We start from the raw sequence: 18,929 nt of genomic DNA, 5'->3' as shown, positions 1-18,929 counted from the left end.
CAGCACAGGGCGATATTCACCACGCCATTTTTCCTGTCCGTTTCTTCCTTTGCGCGCCTCAACGATTTCTCAGCACGTTTGAAGCGCAACCTTGAACTGCCAAGTTTCAAGAATTTCAGCCATCGTTCCGCTTCCTATGCGGTTGCTTCCCTCGGCTGATAATTACGGCTGTTCTGTTTGGTTCCGGCCAATCGCGACCGGCTCCCAGATTTTACAGAGCCAGGCCGATCTGGCGCTGCCGATTTAAATCTCTCCGGCAATGGGCTTGAGCGCATCTTCTGTCTCAGGCTCCAGCGGGACGCCGGCGACGTTCCGGAGCATCAAAGCGGCGCGCTGAAGGACGGACTGCAAATCCGCCCCGGATATATCCGCGATGCGATCGACCGCGCTTCAACCTCTTCCGCGATAAATAGGCGCGCCGATGATCATTCCTTCGACCATGTCCTCTCCGAGGAGGTTTCAGCTTGTTTGGGAATGGCATGTGCTGGCCAAGTGGTCTATCTCACGCACCACCAGAACCTGTGCGAAATTGCCAGGACGGTTGTGCACGGCGTGACGGCCACGAACTCGGATAGCGATCCAGGGGCCGCTGGAGGTCAAAAAATTGCGCCGTTCGCAACCGCGGTGGAGGTAGGTCCGGAGAGCCAAAAACGTCGGCTGCGGTCGAATGAACAGCCGCCTTGTGTGCATGCGTTATGAACCATCGGATCGATCTTTGAACGAGCAAACTGGCCAAAAGGCGCGCATTGCTGCTCCTCAATCCAAAGGCGCGGCGCGGCCAGGAGCTGATCGCCCCGATTGTGGAGCGGCTGGAGCGCGGCCGGCTTTCTGTCACTGTCGAAAAGTTCGAGGCGTTGCCGGAGATCGCTCGTGACATCGTTCGCTTGCGCCAAACGGCGGACCTTGTGGTCGTGTGCGGTGGCGATGGTTCGTTGTCGGCGGCGGCGATGGCTGTAGTGGAAAGCCGCCTGCCGATGGGCATTATTCCTATGGGAACGGCTAATGACCTCGCTCGCACACTCGACATCCCTATGGATTTTCTGCAGGCCGCTGACGTGATCGTGCGGGGCCGACTCCGGCAGATCGATATCGGCACGGTCAATGGCAATGCCTTCTTCAACGTTGCGAGTATCGGACTCAGCACTGAATTGGCGAAGGGTCTGGATCCCACTTTGAAGAAGCGTTTCGGCAGGCTCGGCTATGCGCTGGCGGCGGTGAAAGTGTTGACGCGGGCCACGCGATTCCACGCGAAGATTATTGAGAAAGGCGCGTCGACCGACGTCGAAACCTACCAGATTGCGGTGGGAAACGGTCGCCATTACGGCGGCGGCAACGTGGTGGAAGAGACGGCCGAGATCGATGACGGACATCTCGATCTTTATAGCTTGGAAATGACGAACCTCTGGAAGCTGGCGCTGATGCTCCGCTCCTTCCGGTCTGGAAGGCATGGCGCCTGGCGAGAGGTGCGCACGGCTAGGTGCGTCGAGTTCGACATCGAGACGGAGAAGCCGATGCCGGTCAACACCGATGGTGAGATCGTCACCTCGACACCAGCCCATTTCAAGGTCCATCCAAAGGCGATCTCGGTCTTCGCGCCTCCGCCCGTCGACGACGCTGACCTCCACTAGGCAAGCAATTTGGCCCCACGATCGTCCCGAGGTCATCAAAACGGCGACAACGACCGGTCCATACGAGAAGCGGCGAGCTCGACAAATTATGATTTCCTTGGTCTGTTGCTAGCAGGTCGACATGCGCGACTTGGGGCCGTGGCCGCTTGGCACGACCGGCCTGAAAAGAGTCCTTGGCCGGAGCTTTGCGTCATGAGCCGGAATGCAAACGGTTGCTGCGGCTCGTTACAACGCGCCTTGGCAAAGGTGCCGAACGCGGCCCTTAGGCGTTCCCGAAGGCTGGTTCAAAATGAACTGATATGTGATGCAGGCAAAGGATTGTTGCCCTTTGCCGTTCGAATATTAGCAACCTCTTGACGACCGCCGGCCGCGCTCCAGAATCTCTCACATGGCGCAGAGACAGACTGGCATCGACTTTGGGCTCGAGGTGACGGCAGGCGGCGTCACTCATCTGGAACTGCGCGACGACCGTCGGGCAAGCAACGCGCCGGAGAAGGCAAAGGCGCCGGGCCACGCCACGCCGGTCGACTATGAAGCTGGCAAGGCCACGGTCGGCGGTTTGGTCACAGTCGAAGCGGGCTCCCATCAGGGGATGGAAACGCGCCGCGCCGGTGCTTCGCGATGAGAAAATCCGGGACTGACAATCTCGTCCCGGCCATCAAGAGCCCCGGCGATGCGCCGTCGATGAAGGGCGCAGAGCAGTTCGAGATTTTCCCCGACTACGGCCCGACGATCAACAGGCGCCACATGGTAGCGGCAGCGGTGGTGGCAGTCCCGCTCCTGTTCGGTTTCACTGGCCTTGCCATCCGTTATGCCGCTGTTGCTTCAACATTGGCAGAGCCAGGCTTCGAGGCTTATGCTCGTGCGCTCTGCCGATGGGATTGCCACTGGTATGTGGATATTTCCGAACGCGGCTACGAGCGCTTTCCCATCCCGAACCAAAGCAATGTCGGACGATGGGGCTTCTTTCCATTCTACCCGTTGCTGGTAGCGGTGATCCGAGCGATTTTTCCTTTCCCCACGATAGTGGTCGCAACCGTCGCTTCACTTGCATGCAGCTACGCCGCATGTCTGGTGGCATGGCCGCTGCTGAAGAAGAACATGCAGGCCTATGTGCTGTACTGCGCTTTTTTGCTTAGTGGCCCGTTCTCCTTCCACTTCACCACTTTCCTTTCCGAACCTCTTTTCGTGCTCCTGACCTCGAGCGTTTTCCTGGCACTCAAACGCTCCAGCTATCCCGCCGCTGGCATCTCGTCAGCGCTCCTCTCGGCAACGCGGCTTGTTGGGGTCCTTGTCGTCTTTGCGACCGTCATTGAAATGTTCCAACAGCATCGGAAAGGGGGCGGCTCACCACTCTCCTTTCCTCGTTGGGTGCTCGGTCGGCCGGATCTGCTCGTCGCTATCTTGATCTCGCCTGCCGGCTTGTTCGCTTACATCCTGTTTTTGTATGTCACTGTCGGCGACGGCTTTGCGTTCCTGCACGTCCAACGCGCCTTTGGACGAGTGGCTGGGAACCCGATCCTGTTTCTGTGGGACGGCCTCTCAGCGTTTCCCAAGACCGGGTGGCTGCCCACGGCGCCGCAATGGAGTGCGCTCGCGGCAATCGCCGGGCTGGCGCTATCAGTCGTGCTGATGGCTCGCAAGCAATATGGCGCTGGTATCTTTTGCGCGATCAGCATTGTCGTGCCATTGATTACGAATCTGGCCTCCATGGTCAGATACGTCATTGGGCTTGCGCCTCTGATACTGTTGATGGCGTTCTTGCTGTCGGCATCGAAACTGACCTGGATAGCCGCTTTGTTTCTCTTTCTGGTCGCCTGCTATTTCATGACAGTGGCATGGATTGGGGGCTACCTTGCTTTGGTCTGACGTCGGCAACCCCTACGCACGCGCGATCTCGCTTGGGTGTTACGCGCTCGCCGCGGCTTTGGCCGTGTCAGAAATCCTCATCCTTGCGCTGGCTCTCCATCCGAATGTCCACCCCGACTATCGGGCCTATTACATCGACCGCACGACAACCTGCCTCAACCGCGATACCGTTGGCATCTACTCACTCGGCCAGACAGTGTCCTTCCGGTCCGACGGCGCCAAACGGGCTTCCGGCATGAAAGTTTGTGGCTGGTCGGGGCCAGCAGCCGACGGCACGCATTCGCTGGGTGAAACCTCGCGGCTCCGCCTGCAGATACCGCCGCTTCGCGACGGCCTAAAGGCAACGCTACAAATGGCCGCTGTCGTTCGTCCGCCACAGATGACCCAGAGGGTGATTATCTCAGTCCATGGCGTATCCGTGCATAAGGTTACGCTGTCGGGCAAGCAACCCATGACCGTCTCGTTCTTCATTCCGCACGCAGCTTTTTCGAACGCCAGCACGTTCGAGATGACGTTTGACTATCTCGACGGGATCCCGCCCAGCAAGGCCGCCAGCAGCATTTACAAACGCTCCATCAAATTGGTGTCGTTTCGACTGGACGCCGTTTAAGTATTATCGCCGCTGGCGGGAGCGGTTGCCCTGCCGACCGGGACGGCGATCGGCAAAAACCCACCGGTCAAGGACGAAGAAATTGATGGTGGGAACGAGCAGGCACGTAATCAGGACGGGAACGACGAGCGGCAAGCCCAGCTTCACCGTCATAAGTGCCGGCGCGCCATAGGCAATGGCAAAGCCTGTTGCCGCCAGCAGGAGAAAACGTGGCGCTGCGGTTCGATGCGACCGGCCCGACACGAACGTCAGGTATTTGTGCGCGAGATACGAAAACAAGGTGGCTGCGGCATATGCCCCAAGCGAAGCCTGGATGGGCGTGAAACCGAGCAGTTGCGATTTGGAAAAAGCGGCAACCAAAGCGGCATACAGAATTGTGGCAGAGATGCCGACCATGCCGAAGCGTGCCAGCAGCGTGAGCGCGTCGTCGCCGGGAGACAGGTGCTCAGGCACGCGCACTAGACACATACTGTGCTCCCAACGGCAGGCGGGCGAGCATGCGCTCGACGTTTCGGGCAAACGGTCTGCCTGACGGCAGCAGCAGGAAGTGCTCGGACCGGATGTTCGTGAAGCCTGTCATCTGCAAGAGTGACGCTGTTTTGGCTGCGCTGAGCAGCACGGCATCTCGGTCGAAGGGACACCGGAACACAGCCAGACGCGTCAGCGGGTTATAGGGATTATGCTCGATGATGCAGGCGACACCGCCCGGGCGAAGGACGCGCCGCATCTCGCGTACGAACTCAAGCCAGGAAGCTGGCGGTACATGATGGACGACGCAGCTGGCGAAGGCCAGATCGAAGACGCCGTTGTCGTATGGCAGGGTCAGGCTGGAGCAGACCTTGTACATGACGCCAGGATTTTCCTCCCTGGCACGCAGGATGGAGTCCGGCGAGATGTCGCAGCCGTCCAGGGACGCGAAGGCGCCTTTGAGAAATGGATGGAGAACGCCTACGCCGCAGCCGACATCAAGCGCCCGCACACCCGAGCCATCAGGGCCCAGCCCTCGTTCAACCACAACGCGTCGCAGAAACTCGGCCTTGGCCTTAAGAAAGAAGTCGTGCTTAAGCCCTGAAAATCGGATCGATCCCTGGACTGTCTCGTCATAGATCGATCTATAACTGTCGAAGAGTTCGGACATTGGCCGGCACTCCAATCCGGGATTTTCGAGACGATCGTCGGTTCTTGACGGGAACGGCAGGCATCGCCCGGTCGAAGCCGGTGAGGCGATCGATCACGTAAAGTGGGCGCCGTTTCACTTCAGCGTGGATGCTTCCGACATACATCCCGACTACGCCGGTCATGAAAAGGTTGATGCCGCACAGGAGCGATACAATCATCACGGTCGAGGTCCAGCCGGCAACAACGCCGGTTTCAAAAGCCCAGGCATAAATTGCAAACGCACCAAAGGCGACGGCCAGCGCAGAAATGGCCAAGCCACCCCAGAGCGCCAGGCGCAGCGGCCGTTCCGAGAAGCTGACGATGGCGTGAGCAGCAAGATGCACCATCTTCCAGAATGGATATTTGGTCTGGCCAAGGGCTCGTGCTGGACGTTCGAACGGCACCGCCGCCTGCTTGAATCCCATCCAGCCAAACATGCCCCTGACGAAGCGATCCTGTTCGGGCATCTGTCTGAAAGTTCTCAGCGCTTTGGGGCCGACCAACCGGAAATCTCCAACGTCGCGCGGAATGTCGACGGTCGTCATCTTTTCCAGTAAGCGATAAAAGAGACTTGCCGTGAAGCGCTTGAACAAAGATTCGCCTTCGCGTTTAACGCGCCGGGCATAGACAATCTCGAAACCTTCCTTCCACTTCGCCACCAGATCGAGGACCACCTCGGGTGGGTCTTGGAGGTCGGCATCCATGACGATGACAGCATCCCCCTGGGCGGCGTCCATACCGGCTGTAATTGCTATCTGGTGCCCAAAATTGCGGGAAAGCTCGATCAGCCGAAAACGAGGCTCGGCGGCAACCACGCACCGAAGGTATCTGACGCTGCCGTCGCGGCTTCCGTCATCAACGAAAATAGCCTCGGTCTCACCGTCCAGCTGGTGGATTAGCAACCTGATGCGCTCGACCAGGCGAGGCAGCACTTGTTCTTCGTTGTATATCGGCAGAACCAGTGAGTAGCGCAGCGACACGTTCGCTCCGGTCCCGGTACCTTGGATCACAGTGGCCTCCATGCCGATGAAATGAAACGCCAGCCCCAAAGTTCCATAAGACGTTACTAATTTAATGGTTGTCGTAGGCGGGTGGCGAACTGTACGTTCTGAACGTCTTCGGTCTGATTAGGAGTGAGATATCGTTTCGCGCACCGGCGGAGCAATGCGCTGTTTTCGTCATTTCCCAATCAATTGGGTAAGGCCGCCTTGCCAGCTCTTGTCAGCGCGTCGGCGCGCGATAATTTTTGTGGGGAAGGGACTTCGATCAAAAGGAGCCGACGATGGAACACCAAACTCTCAGCCAACTGCAGACAATTGCAGATGTAGAACCCCTGTCGACATACCCGATCATGACCCGCCAACAGCGCATCGAGCGCTGGGCAGAGTTGCTGGAACAAAGTCCCGAGCGACGCCTGAGAGCGCTTACTGGCACTGAGTATCTGAAGCGCGAAGCTCGCGACGCGGCGCGCGGTGAGGGCTCGCCGATTACAGTGGCCTTCGAGGACCCGCTACTGCGTGCGTTAGGCCTGAAGGATGACACCTATGGGGAAGCAAAGCGCTTCTTCGAACTGTCCGACGGGGAATTGCATGACATCGTCTGCAGTTGCCATGTCGGAACCACGTTCAGAGGGCAGTGGGCTGCCGCTCGAGTCCGCCGGTCAATCGGAGGGAACAGGCTTCTCAAGTGGCTTAGAGAGAGAATGTGGCATTGAGGTCGCCAAGGACGGCGATTGAAGCTCGTTCAGAGCGAGGTGGATGAACGATTGGCGCGCCAGCGCTCCGCCGTGGTGACGAGGGGGTTCGGCACCCAAAGGTTGTCACGCAAACGGGTGGGCGCTCTACTTGCGGTGCGTTCCAGGCAAGGCTGCATTCCCAGGGGCAGGATTCTGGGCTTCTCTTTGCGGCTGGCACCCTCTGTTGCGCTAACCTCGGCGGCGCCTGGCCTGAATGGCAGCAAAAGTCACTGGGCGAAAATCCCAGGCGTCGACCCCGACATCGTGCTGGCGCGTCATTGGCTTCAGCCGGCCATGAGAATGGCCGTGCAGGTTTATTGATTTCTTGCCGATCTGGTTCCAGGTGCGGAACGGGTAGTGGCAAAGAACCAGGAAACTGCCCTCGACAGTTAGCTCCTTGTAGTGTTGGACGCTTGCCCAAGCCGAAGCGCCGAGCGTTACCACGCCGTCGTTGTTGCCGATGATCAGGTGCTTGGTGCCGTGGAGGCAGGACAGCAGCGAAGACACTGTCTCGGCAGATCCCTTGGCGAAGTCGCCGAGGTGCCAAACCTCGTCGCTTGGAGCAACAGTCTCGTTCCAAAGTTCAATCAGTGCTTGGTCATGCCCCGCCAATGAACTGAAGGGGCGGGGGCCGAGCCGCAGAATGCGGGGATCGTTGAAATGCGTGTCGGAGGTGAAGAAGATCATGCCGCCGCCGGCTGTGACGAGCGATCGACGATCGCTTCTAAGTTCGGTTGCCGGAGCTTTTTTTGGGTCCACCATCGATCCTGATTTGGGCTTCCCTGAGCATCTTGAGTGCCTCCTCCTTGGTGAGGCCGCACTTGCGCGCAAAGTAGAGCGCTTCGATCGCCCTTTCACGATCCGCCGTGGCTTCTGAGGGCTGTTTGGACTTCTTACCCATCGTTCCCAATCACCTTTTGATGCCACCGAACCATCACCGTGCCGGGTTTGTTCCCCCCTCGGATCTGCTAACCTGCCGAGCGTCGCCGCCTGATACGCCGATGAAACAACATCCGAGCCCTGCAACCGGCATCATCTCCAACAACGAGCGAGCAGGTCGGCCCTTAGGTGTATAAATTCCACGCCGGCGTGGGGAGGGACCGGCGGTGCGCTTTATGGGTGAGCCAGTCTACAGGCGCTTCTAAGCGCCACGCGACCAAGCCGGCGGGGGCGGAGCATCGTCGTTGGTTCAAGGATCCGTTCTGGTCCGCCCTCGCTCAAAAACCGGAACGTCTTCATCATCTCCTTCGCTTCGTCCGGTAGGGATGTCTTCAGCGAAGCTGCGGGTCATCTCTTCGGTGTCGCTCAACCCGTCGACCGTTTCATTTGCGCCGGCCCCCTCGTCGTGACGGCCCGTGATCTCGCTTCGAGGCTGCGCGCCGATCGGCTGCTCGATGTCGTGGGACCCCAAAACGCCCGGTTCCGCACCGTGTCTATCCTCGTGGCCTGCGATGCTCTCCAGTACGGCCGCATCCTCCTCGGGGATGGGCTTGTCATTGGCAAAGTCGCTCTTTTGCTTCCGGGTTGTTATCGGCATGTTGTGAACTCCTACGCAGTGAATCGCACAACGTACGACTACGGCCGAAGTTGCGAGGCGGCCGCTTTGATTTTAAGGAACCCCGACTTCGGGCAAGCGGTCGCAAAATGGAGACAGCGGCGCACGTGCTGAAATGGAACAATCAAGCGCGCAAGTTGGCACGATGGCGGGATTTTGAACGAAGCACTCCTCTCCTCGCTATCGACTCCAGTCGGGTAAGGCCTGCTCCGAGCCACGGTTCTTGCACGGCGCTTTGCAAAAGGCGCCAATCGAGGCCGAACGAACTGCGCTCGGATGCTTTACAGCCGCCAACAGGCTGCGCGGTCGCGTCGTTTTTCGCCGCTTAATGGCACAGCGATGGCGAAGGTGGCGGACGAGCCTTAAGCACCAGCTTACGAGTATGCGTGCCTCGCTGGCGAGCTTGCCCACATTCGCGCGGCGCGAACTAGAGACGCTGCCGCGATACGTGCGGGCAGCAGATAGACTGACACACAGGAAGCGGCCTCCGAATGTGATGAAGCAGCCCACGTTAGGCGCGAGTTGGGCGCAGTCACTCAGCAGCTGCCGGTGTGATCATCACCGGCGAAGCCTGTCGGCGAGGCGGAGCCCAAGGGCCAAAATCGTCAAGGTGGGATTCGCCTGGCTGGATGTTGCCAGAACCGAGCCGCCCGCGATGTGCAGGTTCATCAGTCCATGAACTCGGCATTCAGCGTCAACAACCCCGTCGGTCGGGCTCGCAGACATTCGCGTGGTACCGAGGTGATGACCGTCCATGGCGCCTGATTTGCCTGCCATTTCGATCACATGGCCAGGTTCAAATCCTGAAATGGTAGCTCCGATCTTCTCCAGCTTCCAACCGAGCAGTCGATAGGCGCGCGCGATGCTTTGGAGATCGTTGCTCGTGGTTTTCCAATCGACGCGCAGCTTCGGCATACCCAATCGGTCGCGTTCGCTCACCAACGTCAGTCTGCTTGCGGGGTTCGGCTCCTGTTCCGAATGAAACTCAAGATTGACCCCATTGGCGCGCGGACCCAATACGATGGAGGGCAGCTTTCGCCGTGCGAAAGTTCTGTTCGCCATCCAGCGCAAACCGAAGCGCCCGAGGCGCACTGGCGACGATACGACGTTCTGAACGTGCGCGAGCTTTTGGTCCAGCGTCACTGAATACTGCTGCCGACCTCTGAGGTGTTTCGGGAGAAATGTCCTTTTCACGAGATACATCGCCGAGAGGATGGGGTCGTTGTGGCTGGGATCGGCTGGATCTGGGAGATGGGTGCGGAAGATCTGGTTGAGCAAGCAATGCTCCCGCTGCGCTCGCTCCGTGAGCGACAGCCGCCTTCGGCAGTAGATGCCGGCCGTGTCCCGCTCGTAGCCAAAAGCAACCGCCTGCGGGGCGTTCGGCAACTTTAATGCTCCGCCTGTGGCTCCCAGATGGGCCATATAGAAACGACCGAGCTGATCTCGGGCGTTGCCGATACCAGCTGGCATCACATCATTCGAGGCAAGTAGCAATCGGGTGGTCTCAAAGCCGCCAGCGGCTACAATGTAATGGCAAGCCGTGACCTCACGCTTTTTGTGCCCTTCAAGTCAACACAGTCGATGTGGTGGACGCAACGCCCGTTCGGCGCCAGGCGAATTCCCGTCGCCGCAGCGTTTAACCAGATGTGGATATGACGCGAAGTCCGCAGCAACCCGGAAAGCCGTTTCCAGACGTTGGTTGGTCGACTAAACCGCTCCAGGCGGGTCCTGAACAAATCGCCGTCGACGCCCTCGAATAGTTCAACGCGAGAACCAGGCAACGCGCTTGTTGGATCGTAGTCGTAAGACCCGACCTCGATCACCTCGTGCGCCCGACGGTAGTAGGGCAGCAGGGTTTCATAGGTGATCGGCCAGCCCGAATTGCACACCCATTCCCGCTTCTGGAAGTCGATGCCATCGAACGGCACGCAGCGGCCACCCCATGCTCGGCTCGATCCTCCCAGCGCTCGTATCCGGAAATTCTGGACAGGCGGGTGGACGAGGGGATCTGCGACAATGCCGTGGTAGAGCTCCTGCGATCTCTTGGTCTGCCACCTGCCGCCCGCTTCCAGAACGCAGACGCGTAGCTTTGCATTTTCGAGCGCCGCGGCAATGGCCAGGCCGACAGTGCCACCTCCGACAATGCAGATGTCGTAGGCAAGTCCGTCGCCCGCTGCGGTGAATTGAGCGATCAACGTTCACTCCGGATTTGTTCGATCCCCGAAGGCACGCTCCCACCCTTCGCGCCCGGCTTGGGCGAAGCAGGTAGCGCGTGAGGAGCAGTTGGCAACCACCCGATTGATCGCATTTGAAGCGCCGGCCCAAAAGAGGTGGCTTTGGTGGCGAGGTCCGTGACGACTTCAAGGGGCCCGAACCGGAAGAGTTTTTGTTGCGACCACCCTCAAAGGGCATGGTTATGGTGAACGCACTTCTCAGCCTGAGTTCGGTGGTGGTATTCCGGTTCCATTCGCGAGATTTCCCGCCCATGGCTCGCCGACAGACACGCTGTTGGCTCCGGCTGAAGCCTTGCCTCTGCTTGCGAGGTTGCCATGGCGATCCGGAACCTCGAGGCATGTGGAGAGTTGTCCAGCAGCCCAGCGGAGATCCAAGCCATGGCGCTACCAGATGCCAGTTCCGGCGCGGCCGCGCAGCCGAAACGCTCTAGCAAGCCGGCAATCCCATCGCCGCACGCCACAAGGCTTCCGGAGCAGGATTATCGATAGACGGGCGCCCAACGATATGAAGGACAATGGCCCATGAACGTCGCCAACCTGCAATTGGAAGGTTTGCTTATGGCGGTCGCTGCCGTCAATAACGCCTTGGTCCGGAGGGGCCTTCTTTCGGTTGATGATATCGATATGGCTTTGAAAACCGCGGAGGCCTCGTTCACGGCTGATGAGCGCCTCTTCGAGGACATGTCGCCCGCCAACCGGGACGCAGTCTCTTTTCCTTTGCGGCTTTTGCGGTTGGCTAACACCAAACAGTTCGAAGCGGGTGTGCCACCGTTTGCCGAGCTGGCCAGGCAAGTCGGGATAACCAAGCAGCCCTACAACGATCAGATGTGAAGGGAGGAAGACAGGCAGGTGCAGGAAATCGTCGTGGTCAACAAGGTGGTCGAATTCCGGGGAGAGGCGGTGACCGCATACCGTGACGGTCACGCACACTGCAATGCCACCGCTTTCGGCGAGGCGGGCCGCGACCCTGGACGCGAGACCATTCCCGCATTGAACCCGTAGCTCTGGCGAAGGCACCACATGGAATATTTTTCGAGCACAAGGAACATGTCAGCCCACGGGTGTTTAGGCCGCAATGACAATCATCGCCGTCACGACAATGAACTACCCTCTCGCCGTCTCCCCTGGCCCGAAGCGACGCAGGCTCTCAGCAATTGCGCGACTGGAACGAAGCCGCGGCAAGTGGCTGGCGCAGAACCGGATCCACATGACCGGTAAGCAGAAACAGGAGCCGGTCGCGGGCAGCGAACCACAATGCGGCTGCCATGAGCCGTGCGGTTCCAGATGGTTGGCTGCATTCCAAGATCGACAGCAACCGAAACAACAAGCGCCTTTAGGGTCTGCCTGCGCGCGTGGCCTCGAAAGCCTTGGCCATGAACGATGACCCTGTAGATTCGCTCGCCAACGCAATTCACCACCGCAGCGCAATTCTGTTTGTTGGGGCAGGGGTGTCGATCAGTGTTGGACTCCCTTCTTGGGAGAAGCTGATAGAGCGAATGGCAAAGGAGCTCGGTGTCGACGACGAATTTTCCATGCGACGCGATCGTTTTCAAACCCTGGCCGAGTACTATCGGATCAAGCATGGCAGCATCGGGCCACTTCGCAGTTGGATGGACCGAAATTGGTCTGTCCCCAAGGACCGGATCGAGAAATCCGAGTTGCATCGTCTCATCGTGAAGCTCGATTTCCCTGTCATCTACACAACCAATTATGACCGTAACCTGGAACTGGCTTATGAAATATACGGTCGGGACTACGTGAAAGTGGCCAATGCACGCGATGTAGCGCAGGCCCGCCAAGGCGTTACCCACATCGTCAAATTCCATGGTGATTTCGACGAGGATTCTTCCCTCGTCCTCACCGAAACGGACTACCTTGATCGTCTCTCCTTCAATTCTCCGCTGGACGTGCGTTTTCGCTCGGATGCACTCGGCAGCACGATCCTCTTCATTGGCTATAGCCTTTCCGACCCAAACATTCGGTTGTTGCTGCACCGTCTCTGGCAGACGTGGCATCGGTCCGGCTATGAGAAAGATCGCCCGCCGTCGTTCATCTTCATGACCAGCCGAAACCCTGTGGAGGAGGCCGTGCTTGGACGTTGGGGCATTTCGGTCGTCGTCGGCGAAATCGACGAGCCGCAAGCTGCTTTGGTGGACTTCCTCAGCCGGCTGGCGGAGATGGTTGGGGACGGAGCCGAGCCTGGAGAGACGACCCATGAGGGAACCGTCGTCAGACAAAGAGCGATTGAAACAGTCAGGTCAAGGGGCAGCTAGGCGGGCTCTCAAGGAACGCCCTACGGCAGAGAACGTCGTTCCAGAGGCGATCATAGCCAGTTTGTGTGGCCAGTTTGAAAATCGCATCCCATAGAGCATGCGATCTCCCATGTGAGCTTTCAACTATTCTGGCGGACGCGCTGGAACATTCTCGCATCAACAAGCTTCGAAGGGGGCACTGTTCCCGTTCAGTGTGTTTTCCCCCTGTGAGACTGCCCGCCGCCGAAAGGTGGCGGGCTTTTTTGTTGGGACGCAACCTTGGACATTATAGCGACCTTGGCCGGACACGCGCAGCGTCGCTTCCCATCATCGGTGCCGAAGTTGGCGACAGCTTCGAAGTCCTCCCGATGCGATCGCAATTTTTGGGATAGATGTTCGTGTGGTGCCTGTCGGCGACCTGGACGCTGCCTACCAGAACCGGCCTCCTCCGGTCCGAACCACGGCGCTGGAACCCTTGTGAAAAGATCGATGTTCGGCATGCAGCTTGGCCTGCACAGCCAAGCGGTCTGGTGCGGCCCGTCGCCGCCTGGTCCGTTCAGCGGCGGGCCTTTGTGTGGTGATGACGCCACCGGCATTATTTGGCCAAGCTGGGAACCTGTGTCGCGAATCAAAGTTTGGGTGGCAGCTTGGCTTACAACCCCGGGCCAAGTGGTCTCAAAGCAAGACCCGTCATTGCTGATCAATGACGGGTCTTCGCTGTGCATCGATCGATTGACCAACATCCCGAAGCTCAGCGCCGCGCCCCGTCCTTCGCACAGAGCGTTGGCGTCACACGCCTGTCATGGGACGAGCTTATTCGCTGAAGAACCGGCCTGCGGCCAGCGACCTGCGTTTTTAGGATGGCTCGACGCCGAGGTCGGTCCGCTCCTGCCTACCTGGCTGCCGTTGCCGGTCGGAGGGCGGGAGAGGAATGACCTCCTGCTCACTGCGCCCGGCAGCTTCGCCGAGTTTGTATGCCGCATATAAGGCGCCGATTCTGACTAGCCAACGGATCATCGCGATCTCCTTTGGCGCCAGAACACAGCGGCTTTCGATATGTTCCACATGCTGGAAGCGCCACCCTCCGCATCGTGCAGAATGGCGAGTGCTACAGACCGTCGCGGCATGCCGACGTTTGGCATGTCTATCAGTGTCGATGCTCTCATCAACGCCTCGGCAATCTTTATCATTTCATCTCGGCCATCGTAATCTGTGCGCCGCGGCAAGGTGCTTGCAGCGGATGAGGGCCGCTCGATCATGTGGCGGCCGCTACGGGACGCCGTCCTAAACGTGAAGCCAGGCTCAAACGAACCTCCTCGGTTTTATGAACCAAAGCTCTGCCGTCGTCGCTGTCATGCAACGAGATGGTCAGAAAACGAGTGATCGAACCAAGCATCAGCCGGACGTGCTGGCAGGCGAACACTCTTCCGCTGCCTCGTCGGTTACCCTTCCCGTCCCGGTGGAGCGTCACTGGCCTTGTCGTTGCCTTGTAAGCTGGGGCACTCGCGCGGCCTCGTTGTCCCTCGCTGCGAGACTGTCGTCAGACGCTTGGTATATCTGTCGAACAATTCCACCTTTTCTGGATAGGTAAGGCGGTGTAAACGCTGGCAACCTTCGCACCGATAGTGGGCGGCAGCGATGAACCAACGCCCCGGTTTGATGAAAGCCGTTCCGCATGCCGGACATTCGAGCGTCATCTCAATCGAAGACAGTGTCTGGGGGAGCGGCATCAGGTCCCGTGGCTCAAACCGCCGCCGCCAGAAGCAGCGTTATACCCACGACCGTCGACCCACAGATCGTCGCTAGAAGCACAATCGGCCGCGGATACTCGGTGGGTGCTGCGCTGGTGAGGTCGGAACCTCGAAATCTCACGGCGCTGGGCGACTGGACGTCGGCAGCGGTAGACTTGTCATTGCACGCTAGCACAGAAAGACGCTGGGCGATATCGGCGGCGATGAGAGGATCGTCCGACACCAACTTCGACCAGTCCGAAACAGTGCCGATTTCGTGATGCAACATCGTTCCCTCCCAGGTGATCGCACAACTGCGAGATCTGACCTTTGTTCCTTTGATTTTTGCGAGGGGGGAAGTCGCGCCCGCTGTCTCGATGGACGGCGGGTCACATGCGACTGATCGCTATTTCCGGGGCTCCGGGAACTTGATTATCGTCGCGCTGTCTTCCGGCTCCAGCGGCTCGTGGCCAGGCCGTTCGTGCCACATGACTTGCCGCAAATCGGTCTGATCGACTTTCTGGCCGCAAGATGGACACGCGTAGAAGCGGTCCTTTTCGCGAATGCAATTACCCCCGTTGCGGGGGATGCGAGGTCCAAGGTCAGACAGTTTTGTCATGGCGACGAAAATCACCGCCGGAGGAAAAAGTTCCCGCCATTTCAGCAAAAAGCAACGGAACACTCTTTGGCGCCCGAGGTTCGATGAGCTGAAAGCATCGTGACTGCATGGACGCTTCCGCCAGCCCATCGACAGCCTCTATGGCACGATCCACGATGCCATCTCCACTACGATCCTGGTTTGACCGGATGATGCTCGCGGCCGCAGGTTCCTCGACGATTGGATCGCGAGCCATCTGCCGTTTCCAGAACCGGCTCCCCCCATGGCTGCCAGCGACCTTGCGGACCAGCCGCCGGTGATGCCGGTACCAAGCCTGACGAGGGCAATGAAGAAGTCAGGAGCGTATCGGAAGTAATGTTCAAACGATGCATACAGCAACGACGCCTCACCGGCTTGACCGGTTTCTTGGCTCGCGCCTTTAGGTGGGCTGTGGGTCAAGTGGATTGCTAATACGAGGCTCAAGGACCTTTATCGTTATGCTTGTCTCTGCCGGCTGCGCCACATTCTATTGGTGGTGGAGAGACTGCTATGCCCTTCAGGGCGGGCTAGCGATGGAGCGCCTTCGAAGGTGAAAGCAATTCCCGCGTCCTCAAACGCCTGACGCATGGCCGCGATCTTGTGGGGACGCGGATTTCGAATACCGTTCTCAAAATCTCTGATCGTCATTTCGCTAACGCTCGCTTTTGCGGCAAGCCGTACTCGCGGCCAGTTCAGCAGGGCGCGTGCTGCTCTCGATTGAGCTGGTGAAAGTTGGGTTCGGCTGTCCATAGGATTTGAACATTCGATACGTCTAAAATGTTCCTTCGATCTATCGACGATCGAAAGATCGAGCAATTCCCGCGCGGGGGACGGTCGTCACGAGCGATGTCTCAGCGATGCATGCGTCAGGCAATAGGCCGGCACTGGGACGAGGGGGGCAAGCAGTGGGCGCCTGAAGCGAGCGCTGAGGGTTGGCGGGCGTCCGCCCGCTATCGCAACCAACCCTGTTGCGGCTCGTTAACCTATGCTGGTTGGTCCCAGCACACTCCAGAACCTGCCCGCCACCCCTTCGCGGTGGCCGGCTTTTTGTTAATCAGCGGAACCTGATATGCCACGGCAGGTTGGAAGAGCGGCAGCGTCCCCCGCTGCCGGTCGAGGTCCCCAAGCCTCGCCCGGGTCCGCCTCTACCCGCAAGTGGGGGCGGACCCACTAAATATGTTGCGGATCCAGGCAACCTGGTTTGTTGCTGATGACGGGCCTTCGCGCTGGCGCTGCTACACACCTCATTGCAAGCACTCTACCGTGTCTGGGCCCGACCAAAGCCCGACATGGAATCGCAAAGGTCTGACCTATGAAACAAGGAAGCCTTTTCCACATTTGGAATGTGACCGTCGATCATCGTCCCTTCATCGTCGGTTGGTTGTTTACCCGCCACGGCTCGCTTGGCGTGGCGGGTACTCATTCATGGAGAGTGTATGCAGCCTGGTGAGATCATCGCGAACGTGTTTGCAGCGGGGTTGGTCAGTGTCCTGGTAGCAGTCGTTTTTCTGATTTTCGGGAACCCGCTCTGGCCTGAACGACACGTCCGGATGGTCATCATCCCGCCTGTCCATCGAATGACAACCACCGCTATCAAAAATGCCTGGCCAGACCTGCCGGACAAAATTGATTTGAACGTTTCGCGCCCGAGGCCGGCCACCGGTGAGCGGATCTGAAGCGTCCTTCGAAGCGCACTGACCTGGAGCGTTATGGCGCGCGCCCTGTGCTAGGGTGGCCGGTCAGCTTTCCGGTCTAGACTGAAGTGCATTGTGGATATGTGTTGCTGCGGTGGCGGCATGGCCAAACGCAACGGCAATTTGATTGAGGCCCTCAGCCACGTCTCCAATGGCATAGAGACCCGCAGTCGACGTTTCTAGGTGTCGGCTGACCAGAACATATCCTTGCGCGTCACACTCTGCACCGAGTGCGACGGCAAGTTCAGAGCGCACATCAGACCCCATTGCGGGGTACACCACATCCAATTCCCGCATTGGCGCACCGTCGGGCATGACAACGCCGAACCCGGTTGCCCGAGCAACAAGATCCTCGACGGTGTCCCAGATTTCGATGCCGCCTGCCGAGGCCATGCCGCGGGCGGCATCCGAAATATCCTCCGGATAGTTGGCGAGCAAGGTAACCTGACCGCTGTACTCCTTCAAAAACAGGGCTTCCTTGAGCGCCAGATGCTCTGGGCCGACGACGCCGATGCGCTTGCCCACGGCCTCATAGGCGTCGCAGACCGGACACAGTCGGACAGTGCCGGCCGCGACGGCCTCCTCCAGCCCTTCTATTGCCGGGGCCTTGTCCACGATCCCGGTTGCAAGAACCACGCGCTTTGCTCGGATGGTCCCGAAGGTGGTCGTCAGCACAAAGGTCCCGTCGCGCTTCTTGGCGCCCGCTACACGACCGTCCACTACGCCTGCACCGTATCTCTGTGCCTGGGCTTTGAGACGGCCGAGCAACTCTGACCCGCTTACGCCGTCCGGGAAGCCAGGACAGTTATGCGATTTTGGAATGAGCTTGGCTCGTGCGTCGCCGGCGTCGACCACGATCACCGAATGCAGGAATCTGGCCAGATACATGCCTGCCGCAAGTCCTGCGGGGCCGCCGCCGACAATAGCCACGTCGAATTCATGACCGCGGGAAGAAATTGGCATTTCGCCCAACATTGCAAACAGGATCTTGTTCCCTGCTTTGGCAGAGGGGATGAGCAGGCGACGGTCAGGCCTCCAAACGTGATTTACGCGGCAACTCGTCGAGGTCCCTTTCACCGGGCGATGGCGCGCGCCTCAATCTGATTTGCGCAGTCTTCGCCATCAAGCGATTCCAGCTTCTGCAAATCAGGCTTCAATTCGAGGTGCCCGAAAATGCCGACATGGCATTTCACAGGCCAACTTGCCATTAGACCTGCGACCGTGCGCATTTCCCAAGCCCACGCGATTCGAATCGGATCGACCTGCCGGGAAAACCCACCTGATAGCCCCGTCCTTCCGATCCGAAGGGGCGCAATGCTGATCGTCTGAAGGGCCGCTCAAATTTACTGACCCAGTCGAGGTGCAGACTATCATAGTTGATTGTTGCTGCCGGTGACCTCGCGTAATCAAAGGCTCACGAGGCTTTCCAACAGAGGACGGTATGTTGTATCCAGGTCGATTTTTGGAACCGAGCGATATTGTGATGCTTGCCCGTGTTTGTGCGACGGTCTGCGAACAGCGCGGCGTACCTGTTGCTTCGCGGGCCGGAGAACGGACAGCTGCGCACGTACTCAGGCTGTTTCTGAACGGCTTGACTGGGGAGAATGAGCTGATCGATGCTGAGAAGAACTGGGCTCGCGGGAGTGATCTGGCTTTCGAGGGGGCTCCTGTCAGCTACGAAAACAAAAGAGAGGCCGCGTGATTCAAGCTTCCTGAGAATTGAATGTAGCCAAGAAAACTGCTCGCCCACGGGTCAGGCACCAGAGGCACCCTCCCTGCAATCGGGGGCGTTGCTGTGGCACTTCAGGTGAGAAAAGGATCTCCGCA

Annotated in this window: 22 protein-coding genes; 9 read left to right on the top strand and 13 right to left on the bottom strand. The window is 59.0% G+C overall.

Going from position 1 to position 18,929, the window contains the following annotated elements; all coding sequences use genetic code 11:
* Nucleotides 1-177: 177 nt before the first annotated feature.
* From A4R29_RS34550 to A4R29_RS31895, 5 genes are all read left to right on the top strand, one after another.
* The gene (locus A4R29_RS34550) at nt 178-699 is read left to right on the top strand and encodes a hypothetical protein (RefSeq protein WP_156949288.1); all 522 of its coding nucleotides are present in this window, start codon (nt 178-180) and stop codon (nt 697-699) included.
* A gap of 47 nt (nt 700-746) precedes the next feature.
* The gene (locus tag A4R29_RS31910; protein ID WP_063174021.1) at nt 747-1,628 is read left to right on the top strand and encodes a lipid kinase; all 882 of its coding nucleotides are present in this window, start codon (nt 747-749) and stop codon (nt 1,626-1,628) included.
* Between the two features lie 388 nt (nt 1,629-2,016).
* Nucleotides 2,017-2,253: a hypothetical protein gene (locus A4R29_RS31905; RefSeq protein ID WP_013525080.1), complete on the top strand. Its 237-nt coding sequence runs from the start codon at nt 2,017-2,019 to the stop codon at nt 2,251-2,253.
* Nucleotides 2,250-3,497 (top strand): hypothetical protein, encoded by a 1,248-nt coding sequence (locus tag A4R29_RS31900; RefSeq protein ID WP_027161849.1) that lies wholly within the window; start codon nt 2,250-2,252, stop codon nt 3,495-3,497. The genes A4R29_RS31905 and A4R29_RS31900 overlap by 4 nt, the downstream gene beginning before the upstream one ends.
* Nucleotides 3,484-4,107, top strand: a complete 624-nt coding sequence (locus A4R29_RS31895) for a hypothetical protein (protein ID WP_013525082.1) — start codon at nt 3,484-3,486, stop codon at nt 4,105-4,107. The genes A4R29_RS31900 and A4R29_RS31895 overlap by 14 nt, the downstream gene beginning before the upstream one ends.
* Before the next feature lie 3 nt (nt 4,108-4,110).
* Here the strand turns inward: A4R29_RS31895 and A4R29_RS31890 are convergent, their stop codons facing one another.
* From A4R29_RS31890 to A4R29_RS31880, 3 genes are read right to left on the bottom strand one after another with little or no spacing between them, the layout of a single operon-like run.
* On the bottom strand, nt 4,111-4,560 hold the full coding sequence (locus A4R29_RS31890) for a GtrA family protein (RefSeq protein WP_224673146.1): 450 nt from the start codon (nt 4,558-4,560) through the stop codon (nt 4,111-4,113).
* On the bottom strand, nt 4,553-5,245 hold the full coding sequence (locus tag A4R29_RS33810) for a class I SAM-dependent methyltransferase (protein ID WP_027161851.1): 693 nt from the start codon (nt 5,243-5,245) through the stop codon (nt 4,553-4,555). The genes A4R29_RS31890 and A4R29_RS33810 overlap by 8 nt, the downstream gene beginning before the upstream one ends.
* Nucleotides 5,220-6,287, bottom strand: coding sequence for a glycosyltransferase family 2 protein (locus A4R29_RS31880; RefSeq protein WP_164753819.1), 1,068 nt, complete (start codon nt 6,285-6,287; stop codon nt 5,220-5,222). The genes A4R29_RS33810 and A4R29_RS31880 overlap by 26 nt, the downstream gene beginning before the upstream one ends.
* Before the next feature lie 260 nt (nt 6,288-6,547).
* Here A4R29_RS31880 and A4R29_RS31875 point away from each other — a divergent pair, with 260 nt between their 5' ends.
* A complete protein-coding gene (locus tag A4R29_RS31875; protein ID WP_063174019.1) occupies nt 6,548-6,979 on the top strand; it encodes a hypothetical protein in 432 nt (143 codons plus the stop codon).
* Nucleotides 6,980-7,189: 210 nt separating this feature from the next.
* On the opposite strand, the gene A4R29_RS31870 is transcribed toward A4R29_RS31875, so the two are convergent.
* The 5 genes from A4R29_RS31870 to A4R29_RS34750 form a co-directional block, all read right to left on the bottom strand.
* Nucleotides 7,190-7,687, bottom strand: coding sequence for a metallophosphoesterase (locus A4R29_RS31870; protein WP_013525087.1), 498 nt, complete (start codon nt 7,685-7,687; stop codon nt 7,190-7,192).
* A 37-nt stretch (nt 7,688-7,724) separates the two neighbouring features.
* Nucleotides 7,725-7,901 carry a hypothetical protein gene (locus A4R29_RS33805; RefSeq protein WP_082827628.1) on the bottom strand — a complete coding sequence of 59 codons (177 nt, stop codon included), beginning with the start codon at nt 7,899-7,901 and terminating at the stop codon, nt 7,725-7,727.
* Nucleotides 7,902-8,189: 288 nt separating this feature from the next.
* Nucleotides 8,190-8,537, bottom strand: coding sequence for a hypothetical protein (locus tag A4R29_RS31865; protein WP_063174018.1), 348 nt, complete (start codon nt 8,535-8,537; stop codon nt 8,190-8,192).
* A 576-nt stretch (nt 8,538-9,113) separates the two neighbouring features.
* Nucleotides 9,114-10,025 (bottom strand): GMC family oxidoreductase, encoded by a 912-nt coding sequence (locus tag A4R29_RS34755; protein WP_167355207.1) that lies wholly within the window; start codon nt 10,023-10,025, stop codon nt 9,114-9,116.
* Nucleotides 10,026-10,075: 50 nt separating this feature from the next.
* Nucleotides 10,076-10,750 carry an FAD-dependent oxidoreductase gene (locus A4R29_RS34750; protein WP_063174016.1) on the bottom strand — a complete coding sequence of 225 codons (675 nt, stop codon included), beginning with the start codon at nt 10,748-10,750 and terminating at the stop codon, nt 10,076-10,078.
* A gap of 561 nt (nt 10,751-11,311) precedes the next feature.
* On the opposite strand from A4R29_RS34750, the gene A4R29_RS31850 reads away from it, so the two are divergent.
* From A4R29_RS31850 to A4R29_RS31845, 3 genes are all read left to right on the top strand, one after another.
* Complete coding sequence (locus tag A4R29_RS31850; protein WP_063174015.1) at nt 11,312-11,620, top strand: hypothetical protein; 309 nt, start codon at nt 11,312-11,314, stop codon at nt 11,618-11,620.
* Between the two features lie 18 nt (nt 11,621-11,638).
* The gene (locus A4R29_RS34545; protein ID WP_156949289.1) at nt 11,639-11,791 is read left to right on the top strand and encodes a hypothetical protein; all 153 of its coding nucleotides are present in this window, start codon (nt 11,639-11,641) and stop codon (nt 11,789-11,791) included.
* 371 nt (nt 11,792-12,162) lie between these two features.
* Nucleotides 12,163-13,062, top strand: a complete 900-nt coding sequence (locus A4R29_RS31845) for an SIR2 family NAD-dependent protein deacylase (RefSeq protein WP_013525092.1) — start codon at nt 12,163-12,165, stop codon at nt 13,060-13,062.
* 1,722 nt (nt 13,063-14,784) lie between these two features.
* Here A4R29_RS31845 and A4R29_RS31835 read toward each other — a convergent pair.
* The 5 genes from A4R29_RS31835 to A4R29_RS34540 all read right to left on the bottom strand — a co-directional run bounded on the left by A4R29_RS31835 (nt 14,785) and on the right by A4R29_RS34540 (nt 18,331).
* On the bottom strand, nt 14,785-15,060 hold the full coding sequence (locus A4R29_RS31835; protein ID WP_013525094.1) for a hypothetical protein: 276 nt from the start codon (nt 15,058-15,060) through the stop codon (nt 14,785-14,787).
* A gap of 313 nt (nt 15,061-15,373) precedes the next feature.
* A complete protein-coding gene (locus A4R29_RS34745; protein WP_167355206.1) occupies nt 15,374-15,625 on the bottom strand; it encodes a hypothetical protein in 252 nt (83 codons plus the stop codon).
* 239 nt (nt 15,626-15,864) lie between these two features.
* Nucleotides 15,865-16,158, bottom strand: a complete 294-nt coding sequence (locus A4R29_RS33785) for a helix-turn-helix domain-containing protein (RefSeq protein ID WP_032808422.1) — start codon at nt 16,156-16,158, stop codon at nt 15,865-15,867.
* Between the two features lie 989 nt (nt 16,159-17,147).
* Nucleotides 17,148-18,077, bottom strand: coding sequence for an NAD(P)/FAD-dependent oxidoreductase (locus A4R29_RS31820; protein ID WP_244506996.1), 930 nt, complete (start codon nt 18,075-18,077; stop codon nt 17,148-17,150).
* A gap of 98 nt (nt 18,078-18,175) precedes the next feature.
* The gene (locus tag A4R29_RS34540; RefSeq protein ID WP_161491093.1) at nt 18,176-18,331 is read right to left on the bottom strand and encodes a hypothetical protein; all 156 of its coding nucleotides are present in this window, start codon (nt 18,329-18,331) and stop codon (nt 18,176-18,178) included.
* Between the last annotated feature and the right edge of the window lie 598 nt (nt 18,332-18,929).

It is taken from the genome of Mesorhizobium ciceri biovar biserrulae (genome assembly GCF_001618845.1).
In the GTDB taxonomy this organism is placed as follows: domain Bacteria; phylum Pseudomonadota; class Alphaproteobacteria; order Rhizobiales; family Rhizobiaceae; genus Mesorhizobium; species Mesorhizobium ciceri.
This window is presented reverse-complemented; position numbering and strand designations above follow the sequence as displayed.

What these genes read in the sequence shown, in the direction of transcription:
- A4R29_RS31905 (WP_013525080.1), top strand. Translation starts at nt 2,017, where the DNA reads ATGGCGCAGAGACAGACTGGCATCGACTTTGGGCTCGAGGTGACGGCA.
- A4R29_RS31900 (WP_027161849.1), top strand. Translation starts at nt 2,250, where the DNA reads ATGAGAAAATCCGGGACTGACAATCTCGTCCCGGCCATCAAGAGCCCC.
- A4R29_RS33810 (WP_027161851.1), bottom strand. Translation starts at nt 5,245, where the DNA reads ATGTCCGAACTCTTCGACAGTTATAGATCGATCTATGACGAGACAGTC.
- A4R29_RS31880 (WP_164753819.1), bottom strand. Translation starts at nt 6,287, where the DNA reads ATGGAGGCCACTGTGATCCAAGGTACCGGGACCGGAGCGAACGTGTCG.
- A4R29_RS31875 (WP_063174019.1), top strand. Translation starts at nt 6,548, where the DNA reads ATGGAACACCAAACTCTCAGCCAACTGCAGACAATTGCAGATGTAGAA.
- A4R29_RS31870 (WP_013525087.1), bottom strand. Translation starts at nt 7,687, where the DNA reads ATGATCTTCTTCACCTCCGACACGCATTTCAACGATCCCCGCATTCTG.
- A4R29_RS33805 (WP_082827628.1), bottom strand. Translation starts at nt 7,901, where the DNA reads ATGGGTAAGAAGTCCAAACAGCCCTCAGAAGCCACGGCGGATCGTGAA.
- A4R29_RS31865 (WP_063174018.1), bottom strand. Translation starts at nt 8,537, where the DNA reads ATGCCGATAACAACCCGGAAGCAAAAGAGCGACTTTGCCAATGACAAG.
- A4R29_RS34755 (WP_167355207.1), bottom strand. Translation starts at nt 10,025, where the DNA reads ATGCCAGCTGGTATCGGCAACGCCCGAGATCAGCTCGGTCGTTTCTAT.
- A4R29_RS31850 (WP_063174015.1), top strand. Translation starts at nt 11,312, where the DNA reads ATGAACGTCGCCAACCTGCAATTGGAAGGTTTGCTTATGGCGGTCGCT.
- A4R29_RS31845 (WP_013525092.1), top strand. Translation starts at nt 12,163, where the DNA reads ATGAACGATGACCCTGTAGATTCGCTCGCCAACGCAATTCACCACCGC.
- A4R29_RS31835 (WP_013525094.1), bottom strand. Translation starts at nt 15,060, where the DNA reads ATGTTGCATCACGAAATCGGCACTGTTTCGGACTGGTCGAAGTTGGTG.
- A4R29_RS34745 (WP_167355206.1), bottom strand. Translation starts at nt 15,625, where the DNA reads ATGGCTCGCGATCCAATCGTCGAGGAACCTGCGGCCGCGAGCATCATC.
- A4R29_RS33785 (WP_032808422.1), bottom strand. Translation starts at nt 16,158, where the DNA reads ATGGACAGCCGAACCCAACTTTCACCAGCTCAATCGAGAGCAGCACGC.
- A4R29_RS31820 (WP_244506996.1), bottom strand. Translation starts at nt 18,077, where the DNA reads ATGTTGGGCGAAATGCCAATTTCTTCCCGCGGTCATGAATTCGACGTG.
- A4R29_RS34540 (WP_161491093.1), bottom strand. Translation starts at nt 18,331, where the DNA reads ATGCGCACGGTCGCAGGTCTAATGGCAAGTTGGCCTGTGAAATGCCAT.